The organism is Streptomyces sp. NPDC020884, assembly GCF_044333935.1.
In the GTDB taxonomy this organism is placed as follows: domain Bacteria; phylum Actinomycetota; class Actinomycetes; order Streptomycetales; family Streptomycetaceae; genus Streptomyces.
Genome location: NZ_JBIRRY010000010.1, coordinates 360,091 through 387,055, shown reverse-complemented (window position 1 = coordinate 387,055; position 26,965 = coordinate 360,091). Strand labels below are relative to the sequence as shown.

Here is a 26,965-nt window from a genome sequence, read left to right as displayed (position 1 = left end):
GTGGTGCGGACCCGTGGCGCTCAGCGTCGCCTCCAGCGGCGGTGCTTCACGGTCACCTCCGGACTGGTAGTCGGTTCGACGGCGGCGAAGGGCGGGGCGGTCCGCTCTGGCGTCACGCCCACCCGCCCCGGATGGACACAGACCGGGATCCGGTCGTCGACCGTGTACCGGTAGCCGTTCGAGGTGTCGAACGGCCAGAGCCTGCTGGGGCGGTCGGCGACGAGGAAGCCCGTACGGGGGAGCCGCAGCGCTGGGCAGAACCAGCAGCACGGGTAGTCGGAGTCCGGGTCGATGAAGGGCGTCTGGTCCGCGTCGGGCATATCCGTCCTGCAGGGGAGGTCTTGAGTACGTGCTAGACGGGCCCGTCTCCATCACGTGGGAGTGGAGTCAGCTTCCGGGCGATTCCTGCAGCGCCACGACGGAGCCGGGCCTCGACGAACGCGGGGCTATTCGTTCGTGAGCGCTCGGATCCGGGACAGGAGGCCCTCCGGGTCACGGAGGTCGGGGAGGACGTAGTGAGCTCCCGCTTCGGACAGCTGCTGGGCCGAGGTGGTCCCGGACGCTACGCCGATGATCTTCGCCCCTCCCTCCAGGCCCGTGATCACGTCCTGTCTGGAGTCCCCGATGATGACCGTGGATGCGGCGTCGAACCGTATGCCGTGCCGGGCAGCCGCTCTTGACTGTGCGATGCCCACGAGGTCCGGCCTGTGGGCGCTGTCAGAGGCGTAGCCGCCGAGCGGTATGTCGACGTACTGGATCAGGGACAGAGCCGCGAGCTTGATCTCCGCGCTCGCGCGGAGGTTCCCGGTGACGACTGTCGGGATGAGGTCTGGAGCCTGGTGTACGGCGGCCAGCGCCTCAACAGCGCCGGGCATCACCGTCCCGTGACGGACGAGTTCCTCCCGGTGAGCTTCCAGGCGGTCGGGCAGCCGGTCCACGATGAGGTCGGCGAAGCGCTCGACTTCGGTCTCGGGTACGGCATTGGCGGTGAGAAGCTCGCGTACGGCCAGGGGCATGGTGACGCCGGTCCCTCGGGCTGGAAGCGATGTCGCGGCCCGGCCGACCACCTCCTGGAAGGTCTCCCGGTACACCAGTCGATCGGTGTTCCCCACATAGAGCAGGGTCCGGTCGATGTCCCAGAGCACGAGGTTCATGCGGCAGCTCGTTTCTTCAGGAGGGATATCTCGCTCAACCGGCGTTCTCGGAGGCCGCCGGCGAAGTGCCTGCTTGAGCTTCGGTGCGCAGGTGATCGGATCTCGTTCAAATTGGTGCGTACCCCGTGCCCTTTTCGCGGTTCCGGTGTGGCGCCACCTGTTCCGTCGCGGTCCAGCTCGGTGGTGGCGGGCTGTTACTGCTTGACGGAGCGGTCCGCCGCATCGCAGTCGTGCAGCAGGTTGGTCGAGGTCCCGCACTCGCACAGAGTGGGACCTGGCGCGTCGCCCTGGTAGTTTCCGCCGCAGGAGCAGTGCTGCCCCTCGTAGATGTAGCAGTGCTTGTAGTGCGGACCTTTGAGAGATTCGCCGTTCGCGACCGCTTGGTCGACAAGGAAGTTCATGGTGGTGGTCCTCACTGCTCGGTGGTGGCGGTTTCGGCGCCCATAAGCCCGACGGCTTTCGCCCGCACGCCGCTCCCGTCCTGGTGCAGGATGACGTGGTCCGTGGTGCCCACGTCAGCTGGTTTAGGCGGCCAGCGGCGTTCACGGAGCTGCGCTGGGGCGGGCGTCGGCATCAAGGTTGTCCGCGTATCCCTCGCTCTCTCCTGGCTCTGGCCGCGTAGTCAGCTGCGATGGACCGCTTATAGCCCGCGGGCATAGTCAGGCCGGCTACCTCGCTCGGGGAGAAGAGACCGATGCGGGAGTGTTCGTTGCTCACGACCGGTTTCTGGTCCGGCGTGAGAACGATGCAGTCGTAGGTGATGATCAGGACCCGTCGTTCGGGCACTGGCTCGTAGATCCATGTATCGATCAGAGCATCTGCACGGACCTCCCAGCCCGTTTCTTCCCTCAGCTCTCGCTCGACCGTCGCCTCAGGACTGGGGTCGCCCGGATCCGAGCTGGCCGGAGGCCCGATCTCCATCCGACCACCAGGCAGTTCCCACTCCGCGCGCTCGTTCCGGAGCAGAAGCACGCGTGACGTGCGGTCAAGAGCGATTCCCTTTACCGATACGGGCCACAGAGACGGTCGGATCAGCATGCGGATTCCCATCCCAGGGGGCAGAACCAGCCCTCCGAAAATCTCGCAGTCATGGCGATCAGCGAGCTGAAGCCTCTCGACGGTGTGCGGCCGTCGACGTGCAGGCTCAAAGGATGTGCCATCGCGAGTCCGTGGCGTTGTCACGGAGGCCCGCCACGCGGCGTTCCACTTCGGCGATGGTGCCGGGCGCGTGGTGGGCCTTGCGTGCGTTGGTGGTAACCATGCGCAGCTCGCGGATCGCCGCGAGGGTCTTGTAGGCGGGCTCCAGGGTGATGTCGAGGCCGTACCCGTCTGCGAAGTCCTGGTAGTGCTGCTGACCATAGCCGAAGCGCCGGCAGTGGACTTCGACGGTGATGAGGTCCCATTCTGGCTGCCCGATGGCCAGGGTGTCCCAGTCGCACAAGACGACGCCCTCTGGGGTATGGAGGGCGTTTCTGTGTTGTGGGTCGCCTTGGATCAGCCCTTGGGGCAGCGTGAACTGGACAGCGCTGAGTTCGGTTTCGAGTTGATCGAGACGCTCGGACAGGAAGTCGATGTCGTTGGCACATAGCGCAGTGATTGAGGCGAGGGATCTGCGGATGGCACGGATGTTGTCGTGGCCGGACAGGTCGAGCTGGGGTATGTCGAGGGTGTGGAGAGCACGCAGAGGCAGGGCAAGTTCAGATGCCGGGACGACACGATCCGGCTGCGGGTAGTACTTCCAGATGGTTACCGAGTGTTGACCGACGAGCATCGGTTGCTCGACGGGGTGCAGGGGAACTGTGGGGAAGCCAACCTTCATGAGGTGGCGTACCGCTTGGACCGTGCGTGTCACCTGGGCTGGAGGTGTGCCGCGCCGGGCGATCTTGACGACGACCCCTTCGTCCTCCAGGAGGATCACCGCGTTGGTGTGCCCCCGGAGGAGCGTGGGGCTCGAGGAATCCAAGCCTGCAGCTTCGGATACTCGCGCGAGTATCGCTCGTACTTCGGACCCGTCGAATCCGCCGGGAGCCGGCGTCGGTGCGTTCATGGTTCCAGGCTGACCGACTCGAGGCCCTGCTGTCACATCTGGCCTGGAGGCAGTGCCAGCAATTGGGTCAGTTCTCGGGCTGAGCGCGAGTTACGGACAGCGGGCGGCAAGGTTGTGAGGACGTCTCGCGCACGTTCCTCGATGATCGGAGTCCGATGGGCGGGCGCCATGCTCAGGTATGTGTTTCCGGCCATCTCGCAGGCCTCCGCCGGGCTGCGTTCGTGGGCCAGGCAGATTGCCCCTTCAAGACGCAGTAGCGCGGGGTCGATGCCGCTCTGCTCCGGGTAGAGCGCAAGGGCTTGCGTCTGGGCCTGGCGTGCCTGCCTCGTTCGTCCGAGAGCGGTGTAGGTTCCGCTGACATACAGGTGGAAGCGGCGTTCTGGAAATGCCCAAGCGTCGTTGTCGCGCCCCCCGGATCCGCTCTGCTCGTAGATCCGGGCAGCATGGTTGATCGCGTCCACAGCTGCCTCTTCGTTGCCGAGCTTCGCCTGCGCGCGCGCCTCGGCGGCCGCGGCGAAGGCTCCGGTGGTGCTGGGACGACCGTGGCACAACATACGAGCTTCTCTTGTGAGTGCCACCGCGGTCTCCAGGGGACCGTAGTAGAACGGCAGCATGGCAGCCTGCGCCCGTACTCGCGCTCGGAGCTCGTTGTTTCCGCTGTCGTCGGCGGCGTGCCGCGCAGTGCGGTACCAGTACTCCGACTGGGTCAGGCGACCGAGTTTCATCAGCCCGTCGGCGATGAGCGTGGAGAGCATCGCGGTTAGTTCCGACAGGTGGACTTGCACCGCCGCCGGCTGGCGCTCGGCGGCCAGATCGATCACTTCGTCAAGGTGCGTCATGAGGGCGTCGATCATCGGCTCGGGCGGCGTGTAGACGTACCTCTGCCTCGATTCCAGGACTTGCTCGTCCAGAAGGTCGAGTTGGCCGGCGCTCACGCTGGAGGTTGCGAGCGTGCGGTCCACGACCCTTCGCGCGTGGTCGACTCGACGGCCGAACCTGTCATCGTCGGCCTCCACCGTCTGGGTCGTGGAAAGCTTCGTGGCCAGGACCTTCGAGGCCGTGTCCTCAAAACCCAGCTCCACAGGGGAACTGCCGTAGAACCGGCAAAGAAGGCCAATGGTGGCCGCCTTCGGGGTCCGCTTGCCGCTCTCCCAGTGGCCGAGCTGGATTCGGTCGATCTTCGGAGCACCCCGCACGGCAGCACCCGGGAGCGTGCGCAGTGCCGCCGCCGCGTCCTCCAGCGTGATGCCTAATGCCAGGCGGAACGCACGAAGCAGCGTCACCCCGCAGTGGTCGTGGATCCTCCGGGCGATCTGCCGAGGTTGCAATCCAGCGCTCTCGCCCTCCTGTTGCAGTGACTTGGCACAGGCCGGCTTATGAAGCTCTGGTGGCGCCGCCGGTTCCACCATGTGGCCCTCCTGGTCGATGGGAGAGCCAGCCTATTCTCACGTTCGCTCCTCAGGGCCAGAAATGTGTAACTCCCCCTGGGGAATGTGCAACATGGCGGCCACCGGGTGACACATGTGTAACCGGTGACACTTGCCGAAGCTGCCTGGACGCAGAACTCTTACCTCCGGTTCGGCGCCCCGGCCTCCGTGAGTTTCGTGCTCATGGTTCTCGGGTCTCCGTCCCGTCCGTCCGAGCGCGAGCGAGCGCCGCGATTGGCTTCTGGAGGTTCTGTCATGGCAGCGACCGCAGTACCCGATACACCGGCTGAGTTCCTGTCGTGCCTGGCCTCCGGCGCCTGCCTGCGCGAGGTATCGGCGGACTTCGCCCACGAACCGCGATCTGCTCTCCATGCGAGGCGCCTCGCCCGGGAGCATCTGGCCGCATGGGGATTCGCGAGGAGAGGCGACCTGACGGAGCGTGTCGTTCTGACGGTCAGTGAACTGATGAGCAACGCGGTCCAGCACGGGCTGCCCGAGACACGCAAGGATGGCATCGCGCTCTCGCTCCGGTTCCTGCCCGGAGTAGCTCTGGGGGTGGGTGTTGGCGACGGCTCCTCGGCGCGGCCAATTCTCAACGACTACCGGACCGGGGACGCAGTGGACGGTCGGGGGATGCAGATCGTCGCGTTGGAATCCACTTGCTGGACCACCGAGCAACTGGATGGCGACATCGGCAAGACGGTCTGGGCCTTCTTTCTCTGCGAGGCCTCATGCTCGATGGGCGCCGAGACCGCGAATGCGGTGCATGGCTCAGCGGCATGTGCTTCGTCGGGAGTCAACTGGTGATGGTCTGCATCAGCGGACTGCCCGCTGCGGGGAGGGCCGAGTTCGCTCAGGAGCTCACCCATTGTCTTGACGGTCACCTGCTGAGCAAGGAAGGCCTTCGGCGGACGCTCTTCCCCGCCGATAGTCTCTCCCTCTCTCCGGAGAAGGAGAGTTGGCTGTACGAGGTGCTGCTGAAGGCCACGGCTTGGAATCTCGATGTCGGACCGAAACGGACCGTCGTGCTTGATGCCCAGTCGGCAGAACTTCACCCGCTCACAGTCCCTGGCCTCTTTCGGTTCTCTCGCGCTGTAGGCCACGACCTGCACTTCATTGAGTGCGTGCGACATCCCGCTGGGCGAGAGCGTCTTCTCCATCGCTACGGATCTGCGCAGGCGGAGGAACACCAGATTCCCCCTGATCGAGTACACGTGGTGCAGCTGACCGAGCCGCCTGCAGCGTCCGTACAGACAGCTATGTCTCTCCTGATGCCACGCGGAAGCGACGGACAGGCAGAAGCCGGGAAAGACGAAGGCCACGGGCGCATAGCCATGGTTGGCGCGTCCTGAGGCTGTTCCCCTGACAGGCCCGAGCAGCGCGGTGTCTCCTCGCGTGCAATACCGCCATCCGCGATTCCCCGACCCGCCGGGCTCGAACCCCTAGCCGCCACACGACCGAGATCGGACCTCATGGACACTCATTTCCGCTCCGCGAGCGACGCCCCCCAGATTATGGCCACGCACACCGGAGTACTCATCCCTTCGCCCAGGGGTGCCGCCGTGGAGCTCGAGGAACAGCCTTCCGCAGGTCGCCCTGGCAGGCGTATTGAGGACTACGGGCTGATCGGGAACCTGCGTACGGCCGCTCTGGTCGACCGGTGCGGCAGCGTCGACTGGATGTGCGTGCCCCGGTTCGACTCCCCCGCGGTCTTCGCGAACCTTCTGGGCTCCGAGGAGCACGGAATGTGGGCCTTCGGACCGGTGGGCCTCAGCGGCACTACCCCGGAAGTGAACCGCCAGCGCTATCTCGACGGGACGCTCGTCCTCGAATCCACGTGGCTCACCCCGGCCGGCACCGTACAGATCCTCGACTTCATGCCCGTCGGAGGAGAGGACGCGCAGCTGGTCCGCATCGCGAGGGGCATCAGCGGGTGCGTCCCGATGCGTTCCCTCTTCCGCGCGCGGCCCGGCTACGGGCGCAGCGTGCCGCTCTTGGCCGAGAACGGCCGGGCTCGTGTGGACCTCGGGGACGGGCAGCTGTGGCTGGACGCCCCGGTGCCTGTCCGAGCGGACAGCGGCGACTTGACCGCAGAGTTCAGGCTTTCGGAGGGCGAGACGGTGGCCTTCTCCCTCTCGTGGCTACCCGGTACGGACGCGCCTCCGGTGCCGGATGCCTCCCGGCTGCTGGGGGGTACGCAGGCATTCTGGCGGGACTGGGTCTCGCAGAGTACGTATGCCGGGCCGGATCGTGATGCTGTTGAACGGTCGCTGATCACACTCAAGGCGCTGCAGTACGAGCCGACCGGCGCGTTCGTTGCCGCGCCCACGACGTCGCTTCCTGAAGAGATCGGCGGCGTGCGCCAATGGGACTACCGGTTCTGCTGGCTCCGGGACTCCGCGCTGATGGTCGGGGTTCTCCTCAGCTGCGACTACACCGAGGAAGCGCGAGCCTGGATCGACTGGCTCCGGCGGGTCATCGATGGTCAGCCCGAGAGCCTCCAGATCATGTACGGGGTCGACGGTGAGCGTGAGCTCACCGAGATGGAGCTCGACTGGCTGCCGGGCTTCGCGGGCTCCACGCCCGTCCGGATCGGGAACGCCGCCGCTGGGCAGCTCCAGATCGACGTGTACGGCGAAGTCGTCGAAGTCCTCTTCCAGGCACAGCTGCACGATCCCAGCCTGGCTCCCGTCGTCGCACCGCTCATCACCGGCCTGGTCGGCTGCCTGGAGTCCGTCTACGACGAGCCGGACATGGGGATCTGGGAGGTCCGCGGACCTCGACGGCACTTCGTCCACTCCAAGATCATGGCCTGGATCGCTTTCGACCGCGCCGTGCAGCTGACTGCGGCCGGACACGGCGACGGTCCGGTCGAGCGGTGGTCGCAGATTCGCGACCACCTGCACCAGCAGATCTGCGAACGTGGCTACGACCCGGAGCGTAAGACCTTCACTCAGTCCTACGGATCGCGGGAGCTCGACGCCTCGCTGCTGCACATCGTCACCAGCGGTTTCCTTCCGCCGGACGACGAGCGAATCGTCGGGACCGTCGAGGCGATCCAGCGGGAGCTCTCCACTCAGGGCGGGTTCCTGCTCCGGTACCCCACCGAGGGCGCCGACCAGGGCGTGGACGGTCTGCCGGGAGACGAAGGCGCGTTCTTGATCTGCATGGGATGGCTCATCGTCGCCCTGGCCGCGATCGGCCGCACGGAGGAGGCCGACATCTTCAAGCACCAGCTCCTCCAGATCCGCAACGGCCTCGGACTGCTCGCGGAGGAGTGGGACGGAGCGACGTGTCAGCAGCTGGGGAACTACCCGCAGGGCTTCTCACATCTCGCCTTGGTCCTCGCCTCGAACGCAACGGCCGCTCACCCGGTCAGCAGCGGGACGAGGTGATCTCGGCATGAATGCAGGGCCCTCGATCTACGATCTCATCCCCGAAGCGTGCTGGGCCGTCGCGCCGTTCGACGTGCAGCTCGGCGATGATTTCGACGCTCTGGTCATCCCCGCCACCGTGGCCGCAGACCTGCTCACGGACATCAAGCACACGCGTGCTCAGTACGTGGGTGCTGTCATGTGCGCCCCCAACGAGTGGACGCTGCTCCTGCCCCCGTCTTCCGGCCTCGGCATGGACTGGGGCCCGTTGGTGGAGCTGCGTGAGAGCGGGGGGCTGATCGTCCCGCCTCTGGGAGCCGTCGCCGGTGAGCCGCTCTACTGGGCAAGGCGCGGGAATCAGGACGGGCGCGCGTTCTCTGCGCCGTTCTGCATCTACCCCCTGGTCGGCGCCAAGCTCGCGCTGGGTCAAGAAGTCACCGTCGGGCAGGCGGGTCCACCGATCGTCGAGGACCCGATGGTTCTGCTTCCAGCCGTACGGTCGCGGCGCGACCTGGTGAGTTCCCCTGGTGCGGGCACGCCCGGAGCATTCGAGCTGACCGGCGGCCGGCTATCGGCTGTCGGCATTACGCCAGTAGTTCGTGAGCATTTCCCCTGGCCAGTTGGGCTCCCGAATCTCGCCGCGCGGGCCCATGTCCGTGAACCAGGGCGCGATGTCGATGACGGGGGTGCCGTCGACGGCGTCGAGGTCGGTGACCAGCAGGTCGCGGCCGTCGACACCGAGCAGGCGCGGGCAGCTGATCGCGAGCTGGTTGGGGCGGCGGTGGTTGCGGTGGACGTAGGTGCCGGTCGCCGGCCATCGGGTGTTGCCGCGCGGGCTGCGAGCGTGGAGCTGCACGTCTGCGGGGCTGGCCCGACTGAAGTGCCAGGTCACCGTGAGGTGGGAGAACTCCTCGATCCCCTGCAGGGTTTCGAGGGGGAAGGTGTCGTGGAGCCGGATGACGGACTCGACACCGCCCTGGTAGTCGTCGAGAACCTCGGTGTGGCCGCCGATGACGGTGGCGATCGGGGTGATCTCGATTGGCTGCTGGGTTGTCACCGCGATGTTCTCCCTGTCGTGGAGCCCGCCGGTGCTCTGGGCCCATGGCGGGGTGCTGGCTGTTCGACGCGGTCAGCCTACGGCGCGGAGCATGTCGCGGGCACGCTGGTCGAGCTCCGCGACTCGCCGGCCGCCGCGGCGGCGGACCGGGGAGAGGTCCTGTTGCATCTGGACGATCACGTCGCGGGTGCGGCCGGAGCTGATCCCGTTCATCGCGTCCAGGGCCTGGTTGTAGGTGCTGCACCCTTCGTCGAGGCCGCCGCGGCGGACTTGAACGGCACCGAGGTATCCGAGGGTGACGCTGTGGGTGCGGGCGTAAAGCTGTCGGCGGCGGGTGGCGACGGAGTCCTTGAAGTGGGCTTCGGCGTCGCGGAGGCTTCCGAGGTCGCGCAGGGCACAGGCAGTCTCGTGGGAGAGGGACGCTTGGCTGAAGAAGCCGACCCGGTCGGGGGCGTCGTCGGCGTCACGGCCGAGGTCGCGTTCGGCGCGGCTGATCGCGGTGAGGGTTCCTCTGCGGTCGCCGGTGGCGGCCAGGGCACGGGCGTGGACGATGCCCAGCAGGGCCTTCTCCCTCCAGCTGGCCCGCCCGTAGCGTTCGGAGGCCATGGACGCGACAGCAAGGTCCAGTGCTTCGGTGGGGTGCTTGAGGTCGACGGCCTGGTGCGCCATGGCACGCAGGATGTGTCCGGCGAGCGGCCCGTCACCGGCTCCGGCGGCGAGCTTCGCGGCGAGAGTGAAGTAGCGCTGGGCACGGCGGTGTTCGGAAGCGTCAAAGGCCATCCAGCCGGTGAGGTACGTCATCTCGGCGACGGCGGAGTACAGCTCGCGGCGGAGCTGTTCGCTGGGGATGCGGCTGGAGAGCAGCGGGGCGGCTTCCAGGCTCAGGTGTGCGGCGAGGGCCGAGCGTCCGGCGGCGCCTCCTCGGCGTTGGTCGCGGGCGGAGAAGAAGACGGTGGTCTGGCGGATGTCGTCGATGTCGGCCGGGGTCACGCTGCGGTTGGACAGGACGCGGTGCTTCGCGGCGGTCGCCGGAGCGTCCTTCCACCAGGAAACGCTGGGGATCGCGAGGCCGGCTACGGAGTACGCGGTGTCCGTGAGGACCTGGCGTCGGTGCAGCATGTCGAGGTCGTCTCTTCCCAGCTCGGTCAGCGCGGTCAACGTGTCGGCGTCCCAGTGCCTGCTCTCGGGCGAGTCCTTGCCCAGGGTGCCGGGAAGTCCGATGTCAGTGAGGGCGACGGGCCTGCCGAGCTTCCGCGTCAACGTTTCGCAGAGGATATGCGGAGCCTGACCGCTGGGCCGTGTTCCCAGGATCCACATGGCGATGTGGGACCGGCTGACGGAAGCCAGCTCCCGAGCTCCGACCTCTTCGGCGACCCGGCGGACAGCCGCCGCGGCATTCGGCTGCGTCCAGCCGGCCTCGGCGATCCGTGCCGCCAGCGCCTCGTTACGCACACGGGCCATGGACGATCCCCGACTCCAAGATGATCTTTGACGCCTTTGACGGGGTTCACCCCGCGCACAGGCTTTCCGCCAAGGGTAGTTGGCGGTTTGCTCAACGTAGTCACTTCGTTCCGGTCCCACAGCGGGACGTAGTCACCCCCCTCCCTTCGACGTGCCCGATTCCCTCAATTCACTGGAGTTGTCGTGTTGTTCCCCGGCCACAAGGTTCCCCGGAGCCTTCCTCTGTTTCGCGCTGCAGGGCGGGTGGGCTGATGGCGGCCCTGGTGATAGCTGTCGTGCTGCTCGGGGTGACGATGGTGGCGGTGGGCGTCTGGGCGTTGCGGTCGCGCCGCGATGCGGCCCAGTACCGGCGCGACCTGAGTGAGCTGAGGCGCTCTGTGCAGAAGGCGCAGCAGGGGTGCGTCGACCGGGACGCCGCGGTGGAGCGGCTCGCCACGTTCGGTGTGGCGGCCGTTGGACAGGCGGCCCGGGGCCTGGGGCAGGAGGAGCCGCCCTTTTCGGTGGGGACGCCTCTGGCGCAGACCGCCTTCGGGAAGAGTCTGGGGGAGGTCTGCGGGCAGATGACCGCCGTCGTTCACAATGCGGTCGCAGCGGCGCGCACCGAGGCGAAGCAGGAACAGGAGCAGGCGACGAGGGCCGCTGTCATCGCCTTCTCCATGCCGGTGCAGCGCGCGGCCGCGGCGTTGAGCAACGCCCTGGACGAGGCGCGGGCCCGGCACAAGGACGACCGGTCGTACGCGACCCTCGTCCAGATCGATCACATCGCGGAGAAGCTGCGACGGGCTGCCGCCTCGCCCGGGATCCTCTGCGGGGCGAAGCCCTCCAGGCGGTGGCCGCCGACGACGCTGACCGACGTGCTGCGTGGCGCTCAAGGCCGGATCGAGGCCTACACGCGGGTGCAGGTCCAGGAGTTGGACACCCGGGCGGTGGCCGGCCGGGCGGTCGAGCCGGTGACCCACGCGCTGGCGGATCTGATGGAGAACGCAACGATGTTCTCCAGCCCCACCGCCCCCGTGGACGTCTCCATCCAGGAGTCCTACCACGGCGTGACCATCACCGTCGCCGACGGCGGCGTGCGGATGAACGACGAACAGCTGGCGGCAGCCCGCAAGGCGCTGTCCGGGGGCAGAGCCGACGTGCACGGGCTGGGCCCGAACCCGAAGTTGGGATTGTCGGTGGTCGGCATCCTGGCCGCCGAGTACGGGTTCCAGGCCTTCGTGGACACCGGCGGCATGTACGGGGGGACCCGGGCGATCCTCTACCTGCCCAACACCATCCTGACCACACCGCCGCCGGCCGCCCCGGCGCCCCTGCTGGCGGACGCACCCAGTACCGGCCTCACGCACCGCCCGACGTCGCCCCCCGAACCCCCTGCCGAACCGCCCCGGGGCACAGGCACTGGGGAGCTCCACCCCTCCGGACTGCCCCAGCGGCAGCGCAGGTCCACCCCGACCACCGGCTCGAACCGGGGCGACCAGGATCCGCCGGCTCTCGCCCGGAACCCGGGCAATCCGTCCCTCATGGCGGCCTGGGCCAGCGGATCCCAGGCCGCCCGCAACCGCACGACGTCCACCGAAACCGATCCTGCCCAGAGCTGAGGAGCACACCCATGACCGCCTTCACCCTCCAGAACCCCGAGCAGATGTCCTGGATGATCGCCGGCCTGCAGAAGCTGCAGGGCGTGCGATCCGCCCTCGTGGTCGCCAGTGACGGCATGCTGATTACCCACTCCGACGGCATCGAACGGGACATGGCGGAACGGCTCGCCGCGAGCGTCAGTGGCATGGTCGCGCTCGGCATGGCGGCCCGCGAGTGCTTCGACAACCTTGCGCTGTCGCAGATCGCCTACGAGTTCGAAGGCGCGATGCTGCTGGTCACCTCGGTGGGGCAGGCGCGCAACGCTCTGATCGCGGCGCTCACCGAGCCCGGCACCGACGTCGGTGTCGTGGGCGACGCGCTGGTTTCGCTGGCGCCGAGTATCGCCGCCCAGCTCGACGTCGCCGACCGCTCCGTCCGGTGAGCAGCGGGCCGCGGGACGGCGGCATGGTCCGGCCGTACATCCGCACAGGCGGCCGACTGTCCCCTTCCCGCCCGGAACTCCGGCTGGAAACCCTCGTCACGTCCACCAGCGAGAGCACCGCGGGCCTGGACATCGAGGAGCGCACTGTGGTCAACCTGTGCCGGCAGGGCGGTGCCTTGGCGGTCTCGGAGATCGCCGCTCACCTGCAGTACGACTCCACGCTCGTGAAGATCCTCGTGTCCGGGCTCGCCGACAGCGGACACGTCAACGCCACCACCACCCTGCCGGACCACAACCTCCTGGAGCGAGTCCTCGATGGCCTCCGCGCTCTCTGACACCGCCTACCTGCCCGCCACGACGACCGCGTCAGCAAAACTGCTGGTCACCGGGGCCTTCGCCGTGGGCAAGACCACGTTCATCGGTGCGGTGTCGGAGATCGAGCCGCTGCGTACCGAGGAAAGGATGACCGAGGCGAGCGTCGGCGTCGACGACACACGCGGACGCCCTGACAAGGTCCACACCACGGTCGCCATGGACTTCGGACGCATCACCCTGCACGAGCAGCAGGTTGCCCTCTACCTGTTCGGCACGCCGGGCCAGGAGCGGTTCAAGACCATGTGGGAGGAGCTGTCCAAAGGCGCCCTCGGAGCACTGGTCCTGGTCGACACCCGCACGCTGGACGCCGCGTTCGACGTGATGGGCGCTCTGGAGGACCGGAGGGTCCCCTACGCCGTCGCCGTGAACGCTTTCCCCGACTCCCGGCGCTATGCCGCGCAGGACATACGCGGCGCGCTCGACCTGGCGCCTGGGACCCCGCTCGTGGAGTGCGACGCCCGCGACCGTACCTCCGCCATCAAAGCGCTGACCGTCCTGTTGGAACACCTCATCACCCTCCCGTTTCGACCGGAGTACTCGTGACCACCTACACCCGTGCCGCAGAGCGGTTCGCCCTGTACACACCGGAATTCGCTGCCGACCCGCACCGCGTCTACCAGCAGATGCGCCACTACGGGCCGCTCGTCCCCGTCGACCTGACCCCTGAGGTTCCGGCGACGCTCGTCATCGGGCACGCCCTGGCCGTCGAGGTCCTCCATGACCCCGTCCGGTTTCCCGCCGACCCCCGCGTCTGGCAGCAGGGCGTGGACGCCATGTGCCCGATCCTTCCGATGGTCGGCTACCGGGCGAACGCTCTGCGCAGCGCGGGCCACGAGCACGCGCGTTTCCGGGCCTCCAACAAGGACGCCCTCGACCCGGTGCCCCTGCACCAGCTCGGTACGACCGTCTCCCGGATCTCCAGGCAAGCGATCAACCGGTTCGCGCACACCGGAGAGGTCGACCTCCTCGCGGCGTTCGTCAAGCCCGTCGTCCTGAACTCGATCAGCACCGAGATGGGGGCGCCCCCCGAGCTGGCCAGACCGATCGGGGAGTCTATGGCGAAGGTGTTCGAGGGCATCGACGCCGCCGCCGCCAACGAACTGCTGATGCGGTCCCTGGACGCGCTGATCGAACTGAAGCGGGCCCGGCCGGGTCAGGACATCACCACCCGCCTGCTGCAGCACCGCACCCGCCTCTCCCCGGAGGAACTCGCCGAGCAGTGCGTGACCCTCTTCGGCGCCGGCTACGAACCGCTGAAGAACCTGATCGCCAACACCCAGCTGCGGATGCTCTCCGACCAGCAGTTCGGGGGAACCGTCTCCAGCGGCATGCTGACCGTCCGCGAAGCCATGGACGAGGCCCTGTTCACCGACCCGCCGATGGCGAACTACTGCCTCTCCTACCCCCCGGCACCAGTGAACATCAACGGTTACGTCCTGCCGGCTCACGAGCCCGTCGTGATCAGCATGGCCGCCGCGAACAACGACCCGGCCCTGGGCGATCCGAAGCTGCGCCTGGGCAACCGCGCACACCTGGCCTTCAGCGCCGGACCGCACGCCTGCCCAGCACAGGACGCCTCCCTGGTCATCGCGCGCACCGCGCTGGAAGAACTCATCGACGCACTCACCGACCTCCAACTCGCCGTCCCCGCCGCCGACATCCGATGGCGCCCGGGCCCCTTCCACCGGGCCCTGCAGAGCCTGCCCGTCCGCTTCACCCCAATCGCCCAGCTCCCCGAGCACTAGGAGGCCCCACCATGAGCCCCACCGACGTTCTCGTTCTGGACCCCAAGGCCCGCGACCGTGTCGCAGAGGACCGTGAGCTCCGCTCCCGCGGACCCGTCGCCCGCGTCGACCTCCTCGGCCTCGAAGCGTGGGCGGTCAGCCACCCCGCCTATCTCAAGCGGCTGCTGACCGACAGCCGGGTGAGCAAGGATCCCCGCCGCCACTACCCCGCGTTCGAGCAAACCATCGAGCGGTGGCCGCTGTGGCTGTGGATCGCGGTGGAGAACATGTTCACCGCGTACGGGACCGACCATCGGGCCCTGCGCAAGCTTGTCGGACCGGCCTTCAACCACCGCCGCACCCAGGTCATGCGGCCGGTCATCCAGCGGATAACCGACCGCCTGCTGGCGCAGATGCTGGCCAAGGAGAAGGCCGGCGCTGTGGTGGACCTGCGCGCTGACTTCGCCCAGCAGCTCCCGATGGACGTCATCCACCACCTGATGGGCATGCCCGTCGAGTGGCAGGAGGCCATGGCCGAGCCCGTCGGCAAGGTCTTCTCCACCTCCCTGGACATGGCCGCAGCGCTGAAGAACGGGGAAGACCTCGCCGCGCTGCTGACCGACTTCGTCAAGTACAAGCGCAAGCACCCTGGTGACGACCTCACCACCGACCTGATCCGCGCCCGGGACGGCGAGAACCGCCTCAGCGAGAAGCAACTGGTCGACACTCTCATCCTCGTCTTCAGCGCCGGGTACGAAACGACCGTCGGACTGATCGTCAACACCCACCGCAACCTGCTCACCCACCCCCGCCAGCTGGAGATCGTCCGCCGCAACCCGGAGGTGATGGGCGCGGCCGTGCACGAGACGCTGCGCCGCGACGCCTCGGTCGCCTTCCTCCCGCTGCGCTACGCCGTCGAGGCCATCGACCTGCCGGAGGCCGGTGTCCGCATCGAGAAGCACGAACCCGTCGTCGCCGCCTACAGCGCCGCCGGCCGGCACTCCGACGTGTTCGACCAGCCCGACGTCTTCGACGTACTGCGCCCCAACGCCTCCTCCCACCTCGCCTTCGGCCACGGCACCCATATGTGCCTCGGCGCACCACTGGCCGTCGCAGAGGCCGAGATCGCCACGACGTCCTTCCTCAAGGCCTTCCCCGACGCCGTGATCGCCGTCGACGAGAACCAGCTCACACCCGTGGAGTCGATCATCTCCAACAGCCTCCGCGAACTGCCCATCACCCGCAGGCGTAAGAAGCAGACAGGGGCGGCAGCATGAGCCGGGCCAACGGGACGCTCCTTCCCGGCGCACCGCCCGCCGGAGCCGAGGCCAGGACCACCTCGGTACCCAGTGCCGAGCCCCTTACTGCCGCGCAGCGGCGATGCGTCGAACCCCTGGTCCTCGGATGGTCCACCGTCCGCATCGCGCGGCACCTGAAACTGTCCCCCGAGGGGGTGACAAGCCAGCTCAAGGCGGTACGGCGCGCACTCGGACTCTCCGGGACCACGCGGCCTGTCCTCGTTCATGCCCTGCTGGAGAGAGGGCTCGTCGCGCCACCTGTGTGTGACCGACCGGCACCGGGCTTCACCGCCGATGACCGGACCCTGTTGTCCGCGCTCTCGCAGCACGCCCACTACAGCAGCGTCGCCGAGGCGGCAGGGATCCCCGTGGACATCGTCAGCACGGAGATCACCGATCTCGTGGCGAAGGCCGCAGCGGACAATGCGACGCACCTGGTTGCCCTCGCCCACCGGTGGCAGCTCCTGGGCCATGGCCACGGACTGCCCCGCGCCAAGGACCGCCGTGACGCAGAAGCTGAGGCAGCGCGCGGAAGGCTCGTGGTGTCCGTGGTGACCTGCGTCCTGGCCGTCATCTCGGTGATCCTCGCGGCGAGCGTGCGGCCCTTCGCCTGACTCCACCCCTGCTGACCAGACCCCATCCACGTACCGGAAGGAGTGCACATGCACCGCCAGGCCGAAGTCGTCCTGGGCCGCCTGCTGCCCCCGCCTCGGGGGCACGATCGGCCACGTCGACAGCAGGTCCCGCCCGCGAGGGACCCCGGTGGGTCGGGCGCTGCTCCGAGCCCCGACGTCAGCCTGGCAAACGGGGCGGCCGACCCGTCTCCGACCCGGCACGTCGACGGGCTCGCTCTGCCGGCTGTGGGAGAGGTTCAGGCCCGGGTACGTGCGGTGGTGTCGCAGTACGCGTACGGAGAGCTCCTGCCGACCTCGAGTGAGCTGGCACGCAAGCTGCAAGAGTCGGAGGACCGCGTGCGGGTGGCGCTGCGCGCCCTGGAGGCGGCAGGGGAGACCTCTCTGCACGGTCGGGCGCGCCGCTTCCGGCTGCGCCCGGGGCAACTGCACCCGATGGACGCCGACTTCGACCGTGCCGTGCGCGAGGGACTCGCGAAGCGGATGTATGTCCCCGGGGCAGCGCTGCCCACCGGGCTGCTCGGCCGCCGTCACGGGGTTGCCTCCCGGCACCTCGCCCGGGCGTGCCGACAGCTGATTGCCGACGGCCTCATCGCGCATCGCAACGGGCCCGCAGGGCCCGGCTACTACGTGCTGGCCCCCACCGACCCGACCGACCACTCGATCAGTCCCCAGCAGAGGCGCCGACCGTGACTGACCAGCAAGAGCCCGCCGGGACGACGAGCGACCGCGGTGCGCTGTCCGGCGAGCTCAACATCGGGCGGCCGTGGCCGCCTCGCGTCGACTCCTGCCTCGTGGGCGGATCGGAGCACTACGAGGCCGATGAGGAGCTCGCGGAGCGCATCGCGGAGCTGGTGCCGTGGGTTCGACAGTCGACGTGGATCACCAAGCAGCATGGGACCACGGCCGCTCTGATTCTGGCCCGTGAGCTGGGGATCAAGCAGTTCATCGACCTCGGCTGCGGCTACCCCTCCCCCCGCAACCGCGCCAAGGCCCCTGCCGGGGCCGAGCGCAGCGAGTATCTCCCGCCGCACACCTACGACATCGTGCACACGGTCCACGGGGCCGACACCCGGGTGGTGTATGCCGACATCGACCCGTCGGTGGCCTCCATGGCCGACATGTGGCTCGCCGACCACCCGGGCGTAAGTGCGGTCAGGGCGGACGGGCGCGACGTCCCCGCGCTCCTCGCCCACAGCGGCGTCCTGGAGACCGTCGACCTCGGCCAGCCGGTGGGTATCCTCCTCCACGCTGTCCTGGAGTGGTGGACGGACAGCGAGGCCGCACGTGCCCTGCAGGACCTGCACGATCTGCTGCCCGCGGGCAGCGCGGTCTCCCTGACCCACGCCACCGGCGACGACGACCCCGCGGGCATGGCCGCCCTGGCGAACGCCTACGCCAAGGAGGGCTTCGGCTACCGGCCGCGGTCCCGTGCCGCCATCGAGAGCCTCCTCAGCATGTGGGAAGTCCTTCCCCCCGGGCTTCAGCCCACCGCCCGATACCGCCAGGACCAGCCTCCGCCGGCCCCGGAGCATCTGCGGACCACGCGGAAGCTGCCGGCGGACGCGTCTCACACGTACGCGGTCGCGACCGCGCCCAAGAACGCCCGGCCCGAGCCGGTCACCCTTGCCCGGATGCTGGCAGGCGAGCCCGCCCGCCCCCCGGGGTTCCTCCTGGTCGGCGCCACGCTGCGAGCGCTGCGCGAGCAGTCGGGCATCGACGTGGATTCGGCCGCCGCACGCCTGCGGGTGCCTCCGCTCGCCCTGGACCTGTGGGAGTCGGGAAGCCACCGGTTGGCCGACCGGGTCGGGGCGATGCTTCAGGCCCTGGACGTGGACGACTACGACACGGAACGCCTCCTGCTGCGGCTGTTGAACCACCAGGCCCACCGCATGTGGTCGTCCCATCTGCCGTTCGAGAATGAGGAGTTCAGCGACCCCTTCCCCGGGCGCGGCGGCCGGGCGAACGCTGTGCTGCGCGCCGCGACGCAGATCCGCGCGTTCGCGTTCGACCGGGTCCCCGATGCCTTCCAGACTCCCGAGTACGCCCGAGTCGTTCCGCGCGACCATCTCAGCGACCCCGCCGGCGGACCACACCCAGCGGCCGCGGCTCCACGGGCGCAGGACGCGCAGAGCTGCGGCTGGACGCTCGTCCTCGACGAAAGCCTCCTGGAGCGCACCTTCGGCCGCACGGAGGTTCTGGCCGAGCAGCTCGGCTACCTGCTCGACCTCGGCGCTCTCCCCCACATCACCCTGCGGGTGCTCCGGCTCGATTCCACCTTCGCAATGCCGGTGGCCAGCCTCACCGAGCACACGCTGGCCGGCGGAGTGCTCTGGCGCGTGAACGGGTCCGTCTACCGCGGGCTCTCCCGGGGCGACTCCTGCCGCCTGCTGATGGACCAGGCGCTCGCGAACGCCGAATCCGAAGCGGCAAGCCGGCAACTGCTCGAACAGGCCCGCGAACGCACCCTCGCCACCACGGTGTCTCCTTCCAGGCCCGCCGAGTCCGCGAGTGCACGCGATGCGTAGCCCGCCCGGCCCGGCCCCGCCGCCCACGCCGCTGGTTCCCTGACACCCGCCTCCTGACGACCGACGAAAGAAGCACCGCCCATGGCCGCCGCACCGTCGACCGCGCCCCACACTTCCAAGCGCTGCGCGCACATGCCGCCCTGCCCCTCTGCCGACGCGTCCGACCGCGACTCGGCCCGGCTTACGGCCCACCGTCCTGAACAGGGGTGGAGTCTGCTGTGCAACGGCGTCCTGCTCTTCGAGGACACCGGAGAGCTTCTGCCCGACGGGCAGATCGTGGCACCCCATCGCAGTCCGGCGGGCGGCCGCGTGGTGGCAGCGGGATGACGGCGATCCAGATCCGCACCCAGTCCCTCGGCGACGGCTACGGCGCCGAGGGACTGGGCCAGGACCGAGCGCGCACCGCCCGAGTGCACAACTACTTCCTGCACGGCTGGGACAACTACCCCGAGGACCGTGCGTGCGCCGACGATGTCCAGGCGGTGTTCCCCGCCATCAGCCTGGTCGCGCTGGCCGGCCACACGTACGCGGACCGGGTCACGCGGTACCTCGCCGGTCAGGGAGTGGCGCAGTTCGTCGAGGTCGGCGTAGGTCTGCCCGTCCGGCCGTTTCTTCATGAGGCGGCCCAGGCCGCCGCGGGCGGGACGCGCGTCCTGTACCTCGACACCGACTGGCTCTCCCTGGCATACGGGGACACTCTGCTCACCGGCAGCAGAGGCGGAGTCTCGGACTGTGCGGAGGCGGACGTGCGCGACCCCGACGCGCTGCTCGCCACCGTGGAGCAGCACGGCCTCATCGACCTCGGGCGCCCGGTGGGCCTGTTCCTGCACTCTCTGCTCGAGGAGATCCCCGACGAGCAGGACCCCCACGGAATCGTCGGGCGGCTTCTTGGCGCTCTTCCGTCCGGGTCCTTCCTCAGCCTGACCCATGGCGCGGCCGATCTTGCGCCCGGCGCGTGGGCTGCCGCGACCGACGCCTATCTGCGGCACGGCATCCGTATCCACCCGCGGCCGCGGAAGCAGGTTGCGCGCTTCTTCGACGGGCTGGATTTCGTCGCCCCCCAGCTCACCACCGCACACCGGTGGCATCCGGAGGCTGACCGGCGCCTGGGGCCGGTCACCGATGAGCAGGCGCCTCTGTACGCCGGGGTGGGCCGTATCCCCTAGCTCTGCCTGCCCGCGCCCCAGCAGAAGGGCGTCCACGGTTCGGCCGCCCGGACGGGCAGCACTGCCCACGGGCCTCCATCAACTCGTACTACTCGCAGGAGATTTGAACAGAAATGCACCGCTCTATCGCACCGGTCGGTCCGGCGGCCGCCGGTACGCGGTCCGCCCTGTCGCCGCCCTGCGAGGAACCGGGGCCGCTGGAGGCGACCCACGTGCCCTTCATCGCCTTGACGGCGGGCGAGGGGCACCTGGACTTCTCCACTCTGGAGCCAGGCGACGACGGGTGGATCACCTACGCGACCCCCGGGCCGTACGACCGGTACCCGGACATGGATGTCCTGCTGGCCCGTACGGACTGTGCGGCTCCTTCGGGGCAGCCCGACGGGAACGTGCTGTGTCCCTACCGGCAGGCGCACTGCATGCTCAATCGCCTGTGCCAGGGGTGCGGTGAACCGGCGGAACACAGTGACCGCGGCGTGCTGTACGTGCTGCCCGCCACCCGGCGCGACGGGAGCCCGGCGGTCTTCCGCGGCCTGTCCGACATGCCTCCGTCCTGCGCCCGCTGCGCCCTGCGCCGCTGCCCCGTCCTGACCGACCGGGGCCGCAAGCTGCTGTGGGTCGCGCAGGCCGAGGTCATCGGCGTATACGCGGAACTCTTCTCCCCTGGCCACCGGGGGAGCCTGCCGGACCGTCTGGTGCGGTTCGACGAGGAACGGAAGCTGTCCGGGGCGGTCGCGACGCGGTTCGTGTGCGACCTGCGACGGGTGGCCGAAGCGATCCCCAGCCACATCGCAGAGCTCGCGCGCCGCCGGCCCGCGACCGCAGCACCGCGCGGTGCCGGCCGCCCCGCCCGTCCCGGACCCATAGGCACGCGCCCCGCGTCGGCCGTCGTAGCGGAGGCAGTGGCATGAGCGGCAGCATCTCCTTCAGCTCCCGGGAGGCCGAGCTGGTCACCCTTCTCGCCGAGGGACTGACCCTCGCGCAGGTGGACGAACGGCTAGGCACGACAGTGTCGTCGAGACATCTGACCAACGCGAAGGCGAAGGCGGGCGTCTCCACCGTCCGGGCGCTGGTCTACGTCAGCTTCGCCGAGGGACGGATCGCGCCGCCCGCGCCCATCACGTCCGAGGACCAGCTGAGCCCGCTGGAGGAGCTGGTCTGGGCCGGGCTCCGCTTCGACATCCTCGACGCTCAGCTTCCCGGCGCGCTCTCCTCCATAGCCCGCACAACGAGCTCCCAGGTCGCGGGGGTCCTTTCCGATCTGAGAGCGCGGCACCGGACCACGTACTGCGGGCTCATCGCCCGTGGGTACGCGCTTGGACTGCTGTCCGGCTGCGAAGGAGTCCGCTTGCCCGGCGCGAGCCGGCCTGTGAGTACGCTCTCTGGCTTGTCCGTCCCGGGCTTGGCCCGTACCGGACCGTGGAACCTGACTGGCCGGCAGAGTGAGGTGCTGGCCCTGCTCCCGGTCACCCGAAGTGCCGGTGAAGCCGCTGCGCAGATGCAGATCAGCACCTCCACCTACCGAAACCACCTTAAGACGATCTCCAACCTCGTCGGCGTCAGCTGCCTCCGGGCCCTCACCCACCGTGCCCTGCAAGAGGGCATCCTCCGCCCGCCGGCGCGCACCGATCACATCATCCCCGGCCTCGCCTCCGACCTGGCGACGGTGTGGCGCGGCCTCGTCCTCGATGTGCCCGACAGGCACCTGCAGGTCGAGATCGCGGCCGCCAGCGGCCTGAAGGGGACGGCGGTGCTCGCGGCACTCGGCGAGCTGAGAGCCCAAGGGGAGGCGGACTGGCAACTGGTGGCCCGCGGCTGGGCGACCGGCGTCATCACCGCGAACGACCCCGCCGGTCGTCTCGTCCCCCGCGGAGCGGCCCGCAAGAGCAGTGCGTCGCGCGGACCGGACCGCAGTGCACAGCCTGAGGACCGCCTGCGTCTCCTCCCCCTCACCTCCGCGACCCGAGGAACGCGGCCGAGAAAGGGTACGGCGGCGTCCACAGTTCAGGACGTACACGTCGGGCGGGACCTTGACCTCGTCCTGGTGGACCCCGATGTCTGCCGGCAGCTCCTCGCCGGGCTTCCCCCGGAGCAGTGGGGGCCGGTCGTCGGCCGGGTCGAAGCAAGAACCGCATTTCTCGTGACCTCTCCGGCGGTGCTTCCGGACGGATGGCGTGCCCGGTACGGGCGGCTCTGGTCCCGAGGATCCACGGTGGCGCTGCCTCCGGACATGCATCCCGCCCCCGACGGCGCCTACTGGGCGGTCCCCCGCCATGCACCCCGGTGGGATCCGGCCCGTCTGGAGCAACTCCTCGACCGCCTGCCCCCGGCGCTCACAGCAGCACAGCACGGATAGGACCGATATGAACCCCTCCTCTCGAAGCATCAGCGAAAAGCCGCCCCAACCCGGCCGGCGGCCCAACGGCGATACCGTTCCCGCCCTCGTGCGTGCAGTCACGCCGCCCCGAGGTCGAAGGGCTGGCGCCCCGGCCCTCCTGCGTATCGGCGGGGCCCGGTGATGACGGACCAGCTCACCGGGGCGCCCGCCTTCGCCCTCACCACGCCACAGCGGGAGGTTGCCGAGCATCTCCTCGCCGGGAAGACGCCGGACCAACTGCCGCGGAACGCAACCACCGCGACCGGCCAGACGATCGCCCACCTCCAGATGAACCTGGGCGTTCTCACGGTCCGAGCGATGTGCTTCCGGATCCTGGCGCTCGGCCTGCTCCCCACGCCGGGCCCGTACGCCACCACCGCCTTGGATCCGGTCACCAGGAAGGTGTGGGAGGCACTGCGCTGGGACATCCACGACGTCGACCTGGTGCCGACGGTCGCGGCCGGCCTCGGCACCTGCGACGGTCTGCGGCTCTCCGCCGGCGCGGTGGACAGCATTCTGGACCGGCTGGCGGAGCGGTACGCGACCTCGCGGCTGGGGCTGATACGCGCCGGTTTCGCGCACGGTGTGCTGTCCGCCGATCAGAGCGTGGCCCCGCCGTCGCACGACTTCGCCGCTGCCACGCGACCGGGAAGGGGAGCGTGGGATGCCTCCCCCGCTCACCGGCGGGTGCTGGCGCTGCGAGCCTCGGGCCGGGACGTGGCCGCCTGTGCCAAGGCAGACGGGACGACGGTCGATGCCGTCACCGGCCGGCTGAGCGCCGCCAAGCGCATGGCCGGCGGTGTCCGGACCCACCGGGCGCTCATCCACCGAGCGCTGTGCGACGGCGTGCTCCAACGGCCGGTCCTCCAACGGGACGCAGTACTCCCGCAGCAGAAGCTCGCCGTGTGGCGGCACTTCGCGCTCGATGTCCCGGACAACGCTCTCGCCTCCAGGATCGGAACGCACACCGGTGTGGGCATGAGCATCGTCGACCGGTACGTGCGGGACCTGCGGATCCGCTACCGGGACGACTGCGCCGTCATCTACGAGGGCTGGCGGTACGGCGTCCTCACGCCGGGCACACCAATCGACCTGACGTGCTGCACCGTCCCCGGCCTGGCCGCGGCGGCATCCGGGGGTGCCCGGTGAGCCCGGTGACCTGCGTGGTCGGTGCATGCCTGCGCGATGCGCGCGAGCGGCGCATGATGCTGCCTGAACAGGCTGCCGAAGCCCTTGAGTTGAACCTCCCGGCGCTCCTCGCGCTCGAAGAGGGGACGGACCTCATCAGCCCGACGGCCCTCGAAACCCTCACCGCGCTCTACCGCTCACCCGATGGCGCAGCCTTGCGCCGGCTGCTGGTGCGGCATCTCGGCCATGCCGAAGCCGTCGTCCGGGACCAGGAACCCGGCCACGCCCGCCGGTTCGCCGCATGCGCGGCCAGCGCCGGCCTCATCCGGTGGCAGTCCACCGTCACCCTTCCGGGCCCACTGCAGACCGCCGACTACGCACGGGCCGTCGGCGAGAGGTCCGCCACCCGGCCAGGCGCTCCCCGCGCTGCGACCGGCTCAGCCGTATATCTGGTGGACGAGAGGGTCATCCAGCGCGGCAGTGAGAGCGCCCGGCTCATGGCCGAGCAGCTCGACCATCTTTTGCATCTGCTGGACAGCGGGACGGACATCCGCATCGTGCCCGGCACCCGCCCCGTCCCGCAGCCGGTCGGCCACCTCGTCGAGCTCCATCTGCCCGGCGGTCCGGTCTGGGCCCGCCCGGGACCGGACCGCGTCCACTACTACGGCACCAGCGGCTTCGCCGCCGCCATCACCGCCTCGCTCGACACCACCGACACGACCTCCTCCCGGGACGCGTTGAGGCGCGCGGCCGATGCCCACCGTTCGCTCGCCGCCGAACCCGGCGGCAGCCCGCAGGCCGCAACGGGGGCCCGCCCGTGCCCGTAGACCATGAGCCCCAGAGCGCCTCCGCCCACGGCGAACGAACCGCAGATGCCACATCGTCCTCCGGCCGGCCTGGAGCGGCCCGGGTGGCCCCGGCATCCGCGTCACGTGACCGGTCCGGCAGGGCCAACGGCCACAGCGGTCGCCGGTCCCTCGGCTTCCTCCTCACGGGCGAGGGGCTCGGTCATGCGGGGTCCTCCGTTCACCGGGTCGCGCTGCCGGCCCTCGCGGTGCTGAATCTCGGTGCCGCACCCGGACAGGTCTCCATCCTCGCTTTCGCGGCGACCCTTCCGGCACTGGTGATCGCCCTGCCCGCCGGGGTACTGGTCGACCGCTACGCCCTACGGAGCGTCCTGATCGCCACGGACCTCGCGGCAGCCACGGTGGTCCTCGCCATGTCCATAGCCGCGGTACTCGGCATCCTGACGATGCAGCCCCTGTACGCGATCGCCCTGGCCCTGGGCGCGTTCGCCGTCGTGCGCCAGGCGGCCTCCGCGGCCGCCGTGCCCGCCCTCGCCGCCCCGGAGCGGTTACACAAGGCCAACTCCCAGTACACGGCCGCCATCACCACCGGCGGCATCACCGGCACAGCACTGGGCACCCTCCTCGTCGCCGTTGCCGGCCCTGCCCGCACCCTGATCGCCGACGTCGTCTCCCACCTGCTCTCCGCGGGCTGCGCGGCACGCGTACGGGACCTCTCCTCTCCGGCCCGGAACCGAGCGAGAAGACGTCCGATGCTCGCCGAGATTGGCGAGGGGCTCACCTTCTGCGCCAACGACCCCGTGCTGCGGCCCCTGTTCATGGCCCTGACCATGACGAGCATCGGCCTCGGGCTGACGACGACGCTGCTGGCCTACCACCTGCTGACCACCGTGCGGACGGGCATGACCGGACTCGGCGTGATCATGGCCGTGGGCAGCCTCGGCGGACTCATCGGCGCCCTCACCGCACCCCGCCTCGTCGGCCGGTGGGGCTCCGGCCCCGTCCTGGTGGCGAGCTTCATCCTGTACGGACTCATGCAGATACCCCCGTCCCTCGCTACTCCGGGGCCGGTCTGGCTCGTCGTGCTGGCCCTCGCCAGCTGCGGACAGTTCGCCGCCGGGACCTGCGTGGGCACCACCCAGCGATCCGTCCAGCAGTGGCACACGCCGGTCGACCTCCGCGCCCGCGTCCAGCAGACCTCGCTGTGGCTCTGCAACGGCAGCGCACCACTCGCCGCCCTGGCAGCCGGGGCCCTGGCCGGCCTCACCAGCATCCGCACCGTCATGGTCCTCGGCGTCCTGTTGCTGCTCCTGTCCGCCGGGGTGCTCTGGCGCTCTCCCGTCCGCCACCTGACGAACAAGGACGGAGCCACCCCGTGACCCGCACATGTACCACGTCCCCGAGCTCCCCGGCGGCGGCCGTTCACGGCGCGCCCAGCACGCCGGTGGCCGTCCGTGCCGTCCGCGACCGGATCACCGCCGGCTACTACCTCCCCGGCGCCAGGCTCACACTCCGCGAGCTGGCCACTTCCACCAGCCACGACCCCACCGCGCTGCGGCCCGCACTGGACCATCTCGCCACCACCGGGCTGGTCACCGGCCGGTGGCGGGTGGCCGACCCCCATCCCGAGCACCGCACAGCCCGGGCGCGAGCCCTGCTGTCCGGGATGATCGACCGGGGCGCATGGCCGGCCGGCACAACCTTGCCTGCTCTGAGCGTGCTCGTCCGGCTCCTGCTGACCGAAGGGGCCCACATCGCTCAGGCACTGGGCGAGCTCGCCGACGAGGGCGTCCTTGATCTGGCCGCGAAGGGCCCGGCGCGCGTCCTGCCCGCCCCAGCCGACGCCCGTGCGCGCGCCCCGTGGTCACCCGGGGAGGAGGAACTGCTGGATGCGCTGCCCAGCAGTACCCGGCCCGGGGCCGCGCACGACGGATACACCCTTCACCTGGTCCGGCATGCGGCGCGGAAGCGGTGGAAGGGCGGTGTCTGCCTCCCCCCGATAGCGATGGCCGAGCAGGAAGGCCGTCAAGCCGAGACCGTGCACCGCCTGATCACCCGCGCCTTCGAGGCGACCGTGCGTCGTGCACCCGATTTCCTCCCGGACGTGCGGTCCGCTGCCGCCCAGGTGATGGCCTGCCACGCCCTGCCCCGGACCGGCGCCCTGTACGAACGGCTCTACCGCCTCGCCACGCTCGCGACCGCCCTGGCACACCTCGCCGACGCGCTCGCAGCCCCCGCCGCAACCCGGGACCATCCAGCTCCGGCGCCATCAGCCCGGCCCGCCCATACCTCGGAGAGATCATGAAGACTCTGCATCCGGCTTCGCCCGCCGATTCGCCACCCACAGCCACATCCGCCATCCGTCCCTCCCGTCGGCCCACGGCGGGTGAC

Annotated in this window: 27 protein-coding genes; 19 read left to right on the top strand and 8 right to left on the bottom strand. The window is 69.6% G+C overall.

Annotated elements, in window-relative coordinates; genetic code table 11:
- Positions 1–20: 20 nt before the first annotated feature.
- The 6 genes from ACH4UK_RS29565 to ACH4UK_RS29540 all read right to left on the bottom strand — a co-directional run bounded on the left by ACH4UK_RS29565 (position 21) and on the right by ACH4UK_RS29540 (position 4,610).
- Positions 21–320: a hypothetical protein gene (locus ACH4UK_RS29565; RefSeq protein WP_398361157.1), complete on the bottom strand. Its 300-nt coding sequence runs from the start codon at positions 318–320 to the stop codon at positions 21–23.
- 126 nt (positions 321–446) lie between these two features.
- Complete coding sequence (locus tag ACH4UK_RS29560; RefSeq protein ID WP_398361155.1) at positions 447–1,154, bottom strand: HAD family hydrolase; 708 nt, start codon at positions 1,152–1,154, stop codon at positions 447–449.
- A gap of 194 nt (positions 1,155–1,348) precedes the next feature.
- Entirely contained in the window at positions 1,349–1,555 is a 207-nt protein-coding gene (locus ACH4UK_RS29555; protein WP_331759636.1) for a hypothetical protein, read from the bottom strand.
- Between the two features lie 172 nt (positions 1,556–1,727).
- On the bottom strand, positions 1,728–2,192 hold the full coding sequence (locus ACH4UK_RS29550; protein ID WP_398361153.1) for an NUDIX domain-containing protein: 465 nt from the start codon (positions 2,190–2,192) through the stop codon (positions 1,728–1,730).
- A gap of 106 nt (positions 2,193–2,298) precedes the next feature.
- Entirely contained in the window at positions 2,299–3,201 is a 903-nt protein-coding gene (locus ACH4UK_RS29545) for a phosphotransferase family protein (protein ID WP_398361152.1), read from the bottom strand.
- Positions 3,202–3,233: 32 nt separating this feature from the next.
- Positions 3,234–4,610: a helix-turn-helix domain-containing protein gene (locus tag ACH4UK_RS29540; protein WP_398361150.1), complete on the bottom strand. Its 1,377-nt coding sequence runs from the start codon at positions 4,608–4,610 to the stop codon at positions 3,234–3,236.
- 273 nt (positions 4,611–4,883) lie between these two features.
- Between ACH4UK_RS29540 and ACH4UK_RS29535 the strand changes: the two genes are divergently transcribed.
- Both ACH4UK_RS29535 and ACH4UK_RS29530 read left to right on the top strand, forming a co-directional pair.
- Entirely contained in the window at positions 4,884–5,435 is a 552-nt protein-coding gene (locus tag ACH4UK_RS29535) for an ATP-binding protein (protein WP_398361148.1), read from the top strand.
- 755 nt (positions 5,436–6,190) lie between these two features.
- Entirely contained in the window at positions 6,191–8,023 is a 1,833-nt protein-coding gene (locus ACH4UK_RS29530) for a glycoside hydrolase family 15 protein (RefSeq protein WP_398361146.1), read from the top strand.
- A 547-nt stretch (positions 8,024–8,570) separates the two neighbouring features.
- On the opposite strand, the gene ACH4UK_RS29525 is transcribed toward ACH4UK_RS29530, so the two are convergent.
- Positions 8,571–9,059, bottom strand: coding sequence for an SAM-dependent methyltransferase (locus tag ACH4UK_RS29525; RefSeq protein ID WP_398361144.1), 489 nt, complete (start codon positions 9,057–9,059; stop codon positions 8,571–8,573).
- Positions 9,060–9,131: 72 nt separating this feature from the next.
- Positions 9,132–10,520 (bottom strand): Tat pathway signal protein, encoded by a 1,389-nt coding sequence (locus ACH4UK_RS29520; RefSeq protein ID WP_398361143.1) that lies wholly within the window; start codon positions 10,518–10,520, stop codon positions 9,132–9,134.
- A 251-nt stretch (positions 10,521–10,771) separates the two neighbouring features.
- Between ACH4UK_RS29520 and ACH4UK_RS29515 the strand changes: the two genes are divergently transcribed.
- The 17 genes from ACH4UK_RS29515 (at position 10,772) to ACH4UK_RS29435 (ending at position 26,879) form a co-directional block, all read left to right on the top strand.
- On the top strand, positions 10,772–12,118 hold the full coding sequence (locus ACH4UK_RS29515; protein WP_398361141.1) for an ATP-binding protein: 1,347 nt from the start codon (positions 10,772–10,774) through the stop codon (positions 12,116–12,118).
- Positions 12,119–12,129: 11 nt separating this feature from the next.
- Positions 12,130–12,540, top strand: coding sequence for a roadblock/LC7 domain-containing protein (locus ACH4UK_RS29510; protein WP_398361140.1), 411 nt, complete (start codon positions 12,130–12,132; stop codon positions 12,538–12,540).
- Positions 12,537–12,875, top strand: a complete 339-nt coding sequence (locus ACH4UK_RS29505; protein ID WP_398361138.1) for a DUF742 domain-containing protein — start codon at positions 12,537–12,539, stop codon at positions 12,873–12,875. Before ACH4UK_RS29510 ends, ACH4UK_RS29505 begins: the two co-directional genes overlap by 4 nt.
- Entirely contained in the window at positions 12,856–13,458 is a 603-nt protein-coding gene (locus ACH4UK_RS29500) for a GTP-binding protein (RefSeq protein WP_398361136.1), read from the top strand. The genes ACH4UK_RS29505 and ACH4UK_RS29500 overlap by 20 nt, the downstream gene beginning before the upstream one ends.
- Complete coding sequence (locus ACH4UK_RS29495; protein WP_398361134.1) at positions 13,455–14,660, top strand: cytochrome P450; 1,206 nt, start codon at positions 13,455–13,457, stop codon at positions 14,658–14,660. The genes ACH4UK_RS29500 and ACH4UK_RS29495 overlap by 4 nt, the downstream gene beginning before the upstream one ends.
- Before the next feature lie 11 nt (positions 14,661–14,671).
- Positions 14,672–15,916 carry a cytochrome P450 gene (locus ACH4UK_RS29490; protein ID WP_398361133.1) on the top strand — a complete coding sequence of 415 codons (1,245 nt, stop codon included), beginning with the start codon at positions 14,672–14,674 and terminating at the stop codon, positions 15,914–15,916.
- Between the two features lie 281 nt (positions 15,917–16,197).
- Positions 16,198–16,551: a hypothetical protein gene (locus tag ACH4UK_RS29485; protein ID WP_398361131.1), complete on the top strand. Its 354-nt coding sequence runs from the start codon at positions 16,198–16,200 to the stop codon at positions 16,549–16,551.
- A 276-nt stretch (positions 16,552–16,827) separates the two neighbouring features.
- Entirely contained in the window at positions 16,828–17,262 is a 435-nt protein-coding gene (locus ACH4UK_RS29480) for a hypothetical protein (protein WP_398361129.1), read from the top strand.
- Entirely contained in the window at positions 17,259–19,097 is a 1,839-nt protein-coding gene (locus ACH4UK_RS29475; RefSeq protein WP_398361127.1) for a Scr1 family TA system antitoxin-like transcriptional regulator, read from the top strand. Before ACH4UK_RS29480 ends, ACH4UK_RS29475 begins: the two co-directional genes overlap by 4 nt.
- A gap of 81 nt (positions 19,098–19,178) precedes the next feature.
- The gene (locus tag ACH4UK_RS29470) at positions 19,179–19,424 is read left to right on the top strand and encodes a DUF5999 family protein (RefSeq protein WP_398361125.1); all 246 of its coding nucleotides are present in this window, start codon (positions 19,179–19,181) and stop codon (positions 19,422–19,424) included.
- Positions 19,421–20,263: an SAM-dependent methyltransferase gene (locus ACH4UK_RS29465; RefSeq protein WP_398361123.1), complete on the top strand. Its 843-nt coding sequence runs from the start codon at positions 19,421–19,423 to the stop codon at positions 20,261–20,263. The genes ACH4UK_RS29470 and ACH4UK_RS29465 overlap by 4 nt, the downstream gene beginning before the upstream one ends.
- Positions 20,264–20,376: 113 nt before the next feature.
- Complete coding sequence (locus tag ACH4UK_RS29460; RefSeq protein WP_398361122.1) at positions 20,377–21,174, top strand: hypothetical protein; 798 nt, start codon at positions 20,377–20,379, stop codon at positions 21,172–21,174.
- Complete coding sequence (locus ACH4UK_RS29455; protein WP_398361120.1) at positions 21,171–22,619, top strand: hypothetical protein; 1,449 nt, start codon at positions 21,171–21,173, stop codon at positions 22,617–22,619. The genes ACH4UK_RS29460 and ACH4UK_RS29455 overlap by 4 nt, the downstream gene beginning before the upstream one ends.
- A gap of 162 nt (positions 22,620–22,781) precedes the next feature.
- Positions 22,782–23,789 (top strand): hypothetical protein, encoded by a 1,008-nt coding sequence (locus ACH4UK_RS29450; RefSeq protein ID WP_398361119.1) that lies wholly within the window; start codon positions 22,782–22,784, stop codon positions 23,787–23,789.
- A 53-nt stretch (positions 23,790–23,842) separates the two neighbouring features.
- The gene (locus ACH4UK_RS29445) at positions 23,843–24,595 is read left to right on the top strand and encodes a Scr1 family TA system antitoxin-like transcriptional regulator (protein WP_398361117.1); all 753 of its coding nucleotides are present in this window, start codon (positions 23,843–23,845) and stop codon (positions 24,593–24,595) included.
- Between the two features lie 83 nt (positions 24,596–24,678).
- Positions 24,679–25,953 carry an MFS transporter gene (locus ACH4UK_RS29440; RefSeq protein ID WP_398361115.1) on the top strand — a complete coding sequence of 425 codons (1,275 nt, stop codon included), beginning with the start codon at positions 24,679–24,681 and terminating at the stop codon, positions 25,951–25,953.
- A complete protein-coding gene (locus ACH4UK_RS29435) occupies positions 25,950–26,879 on the top strand; it encodes a GntR family transcriptional regulator (RefSeq protein ID WP_398361113.1) in 930 nt (309 codons plus the stop codon). The genes ACH4UK_RS29440 and ACH4UK_RS29435 overlap by 4 nt, the downstream gene beginning before the upstream one ends.
- Positions 26,880–26,965: the final 86 nt, after the last annotated feature.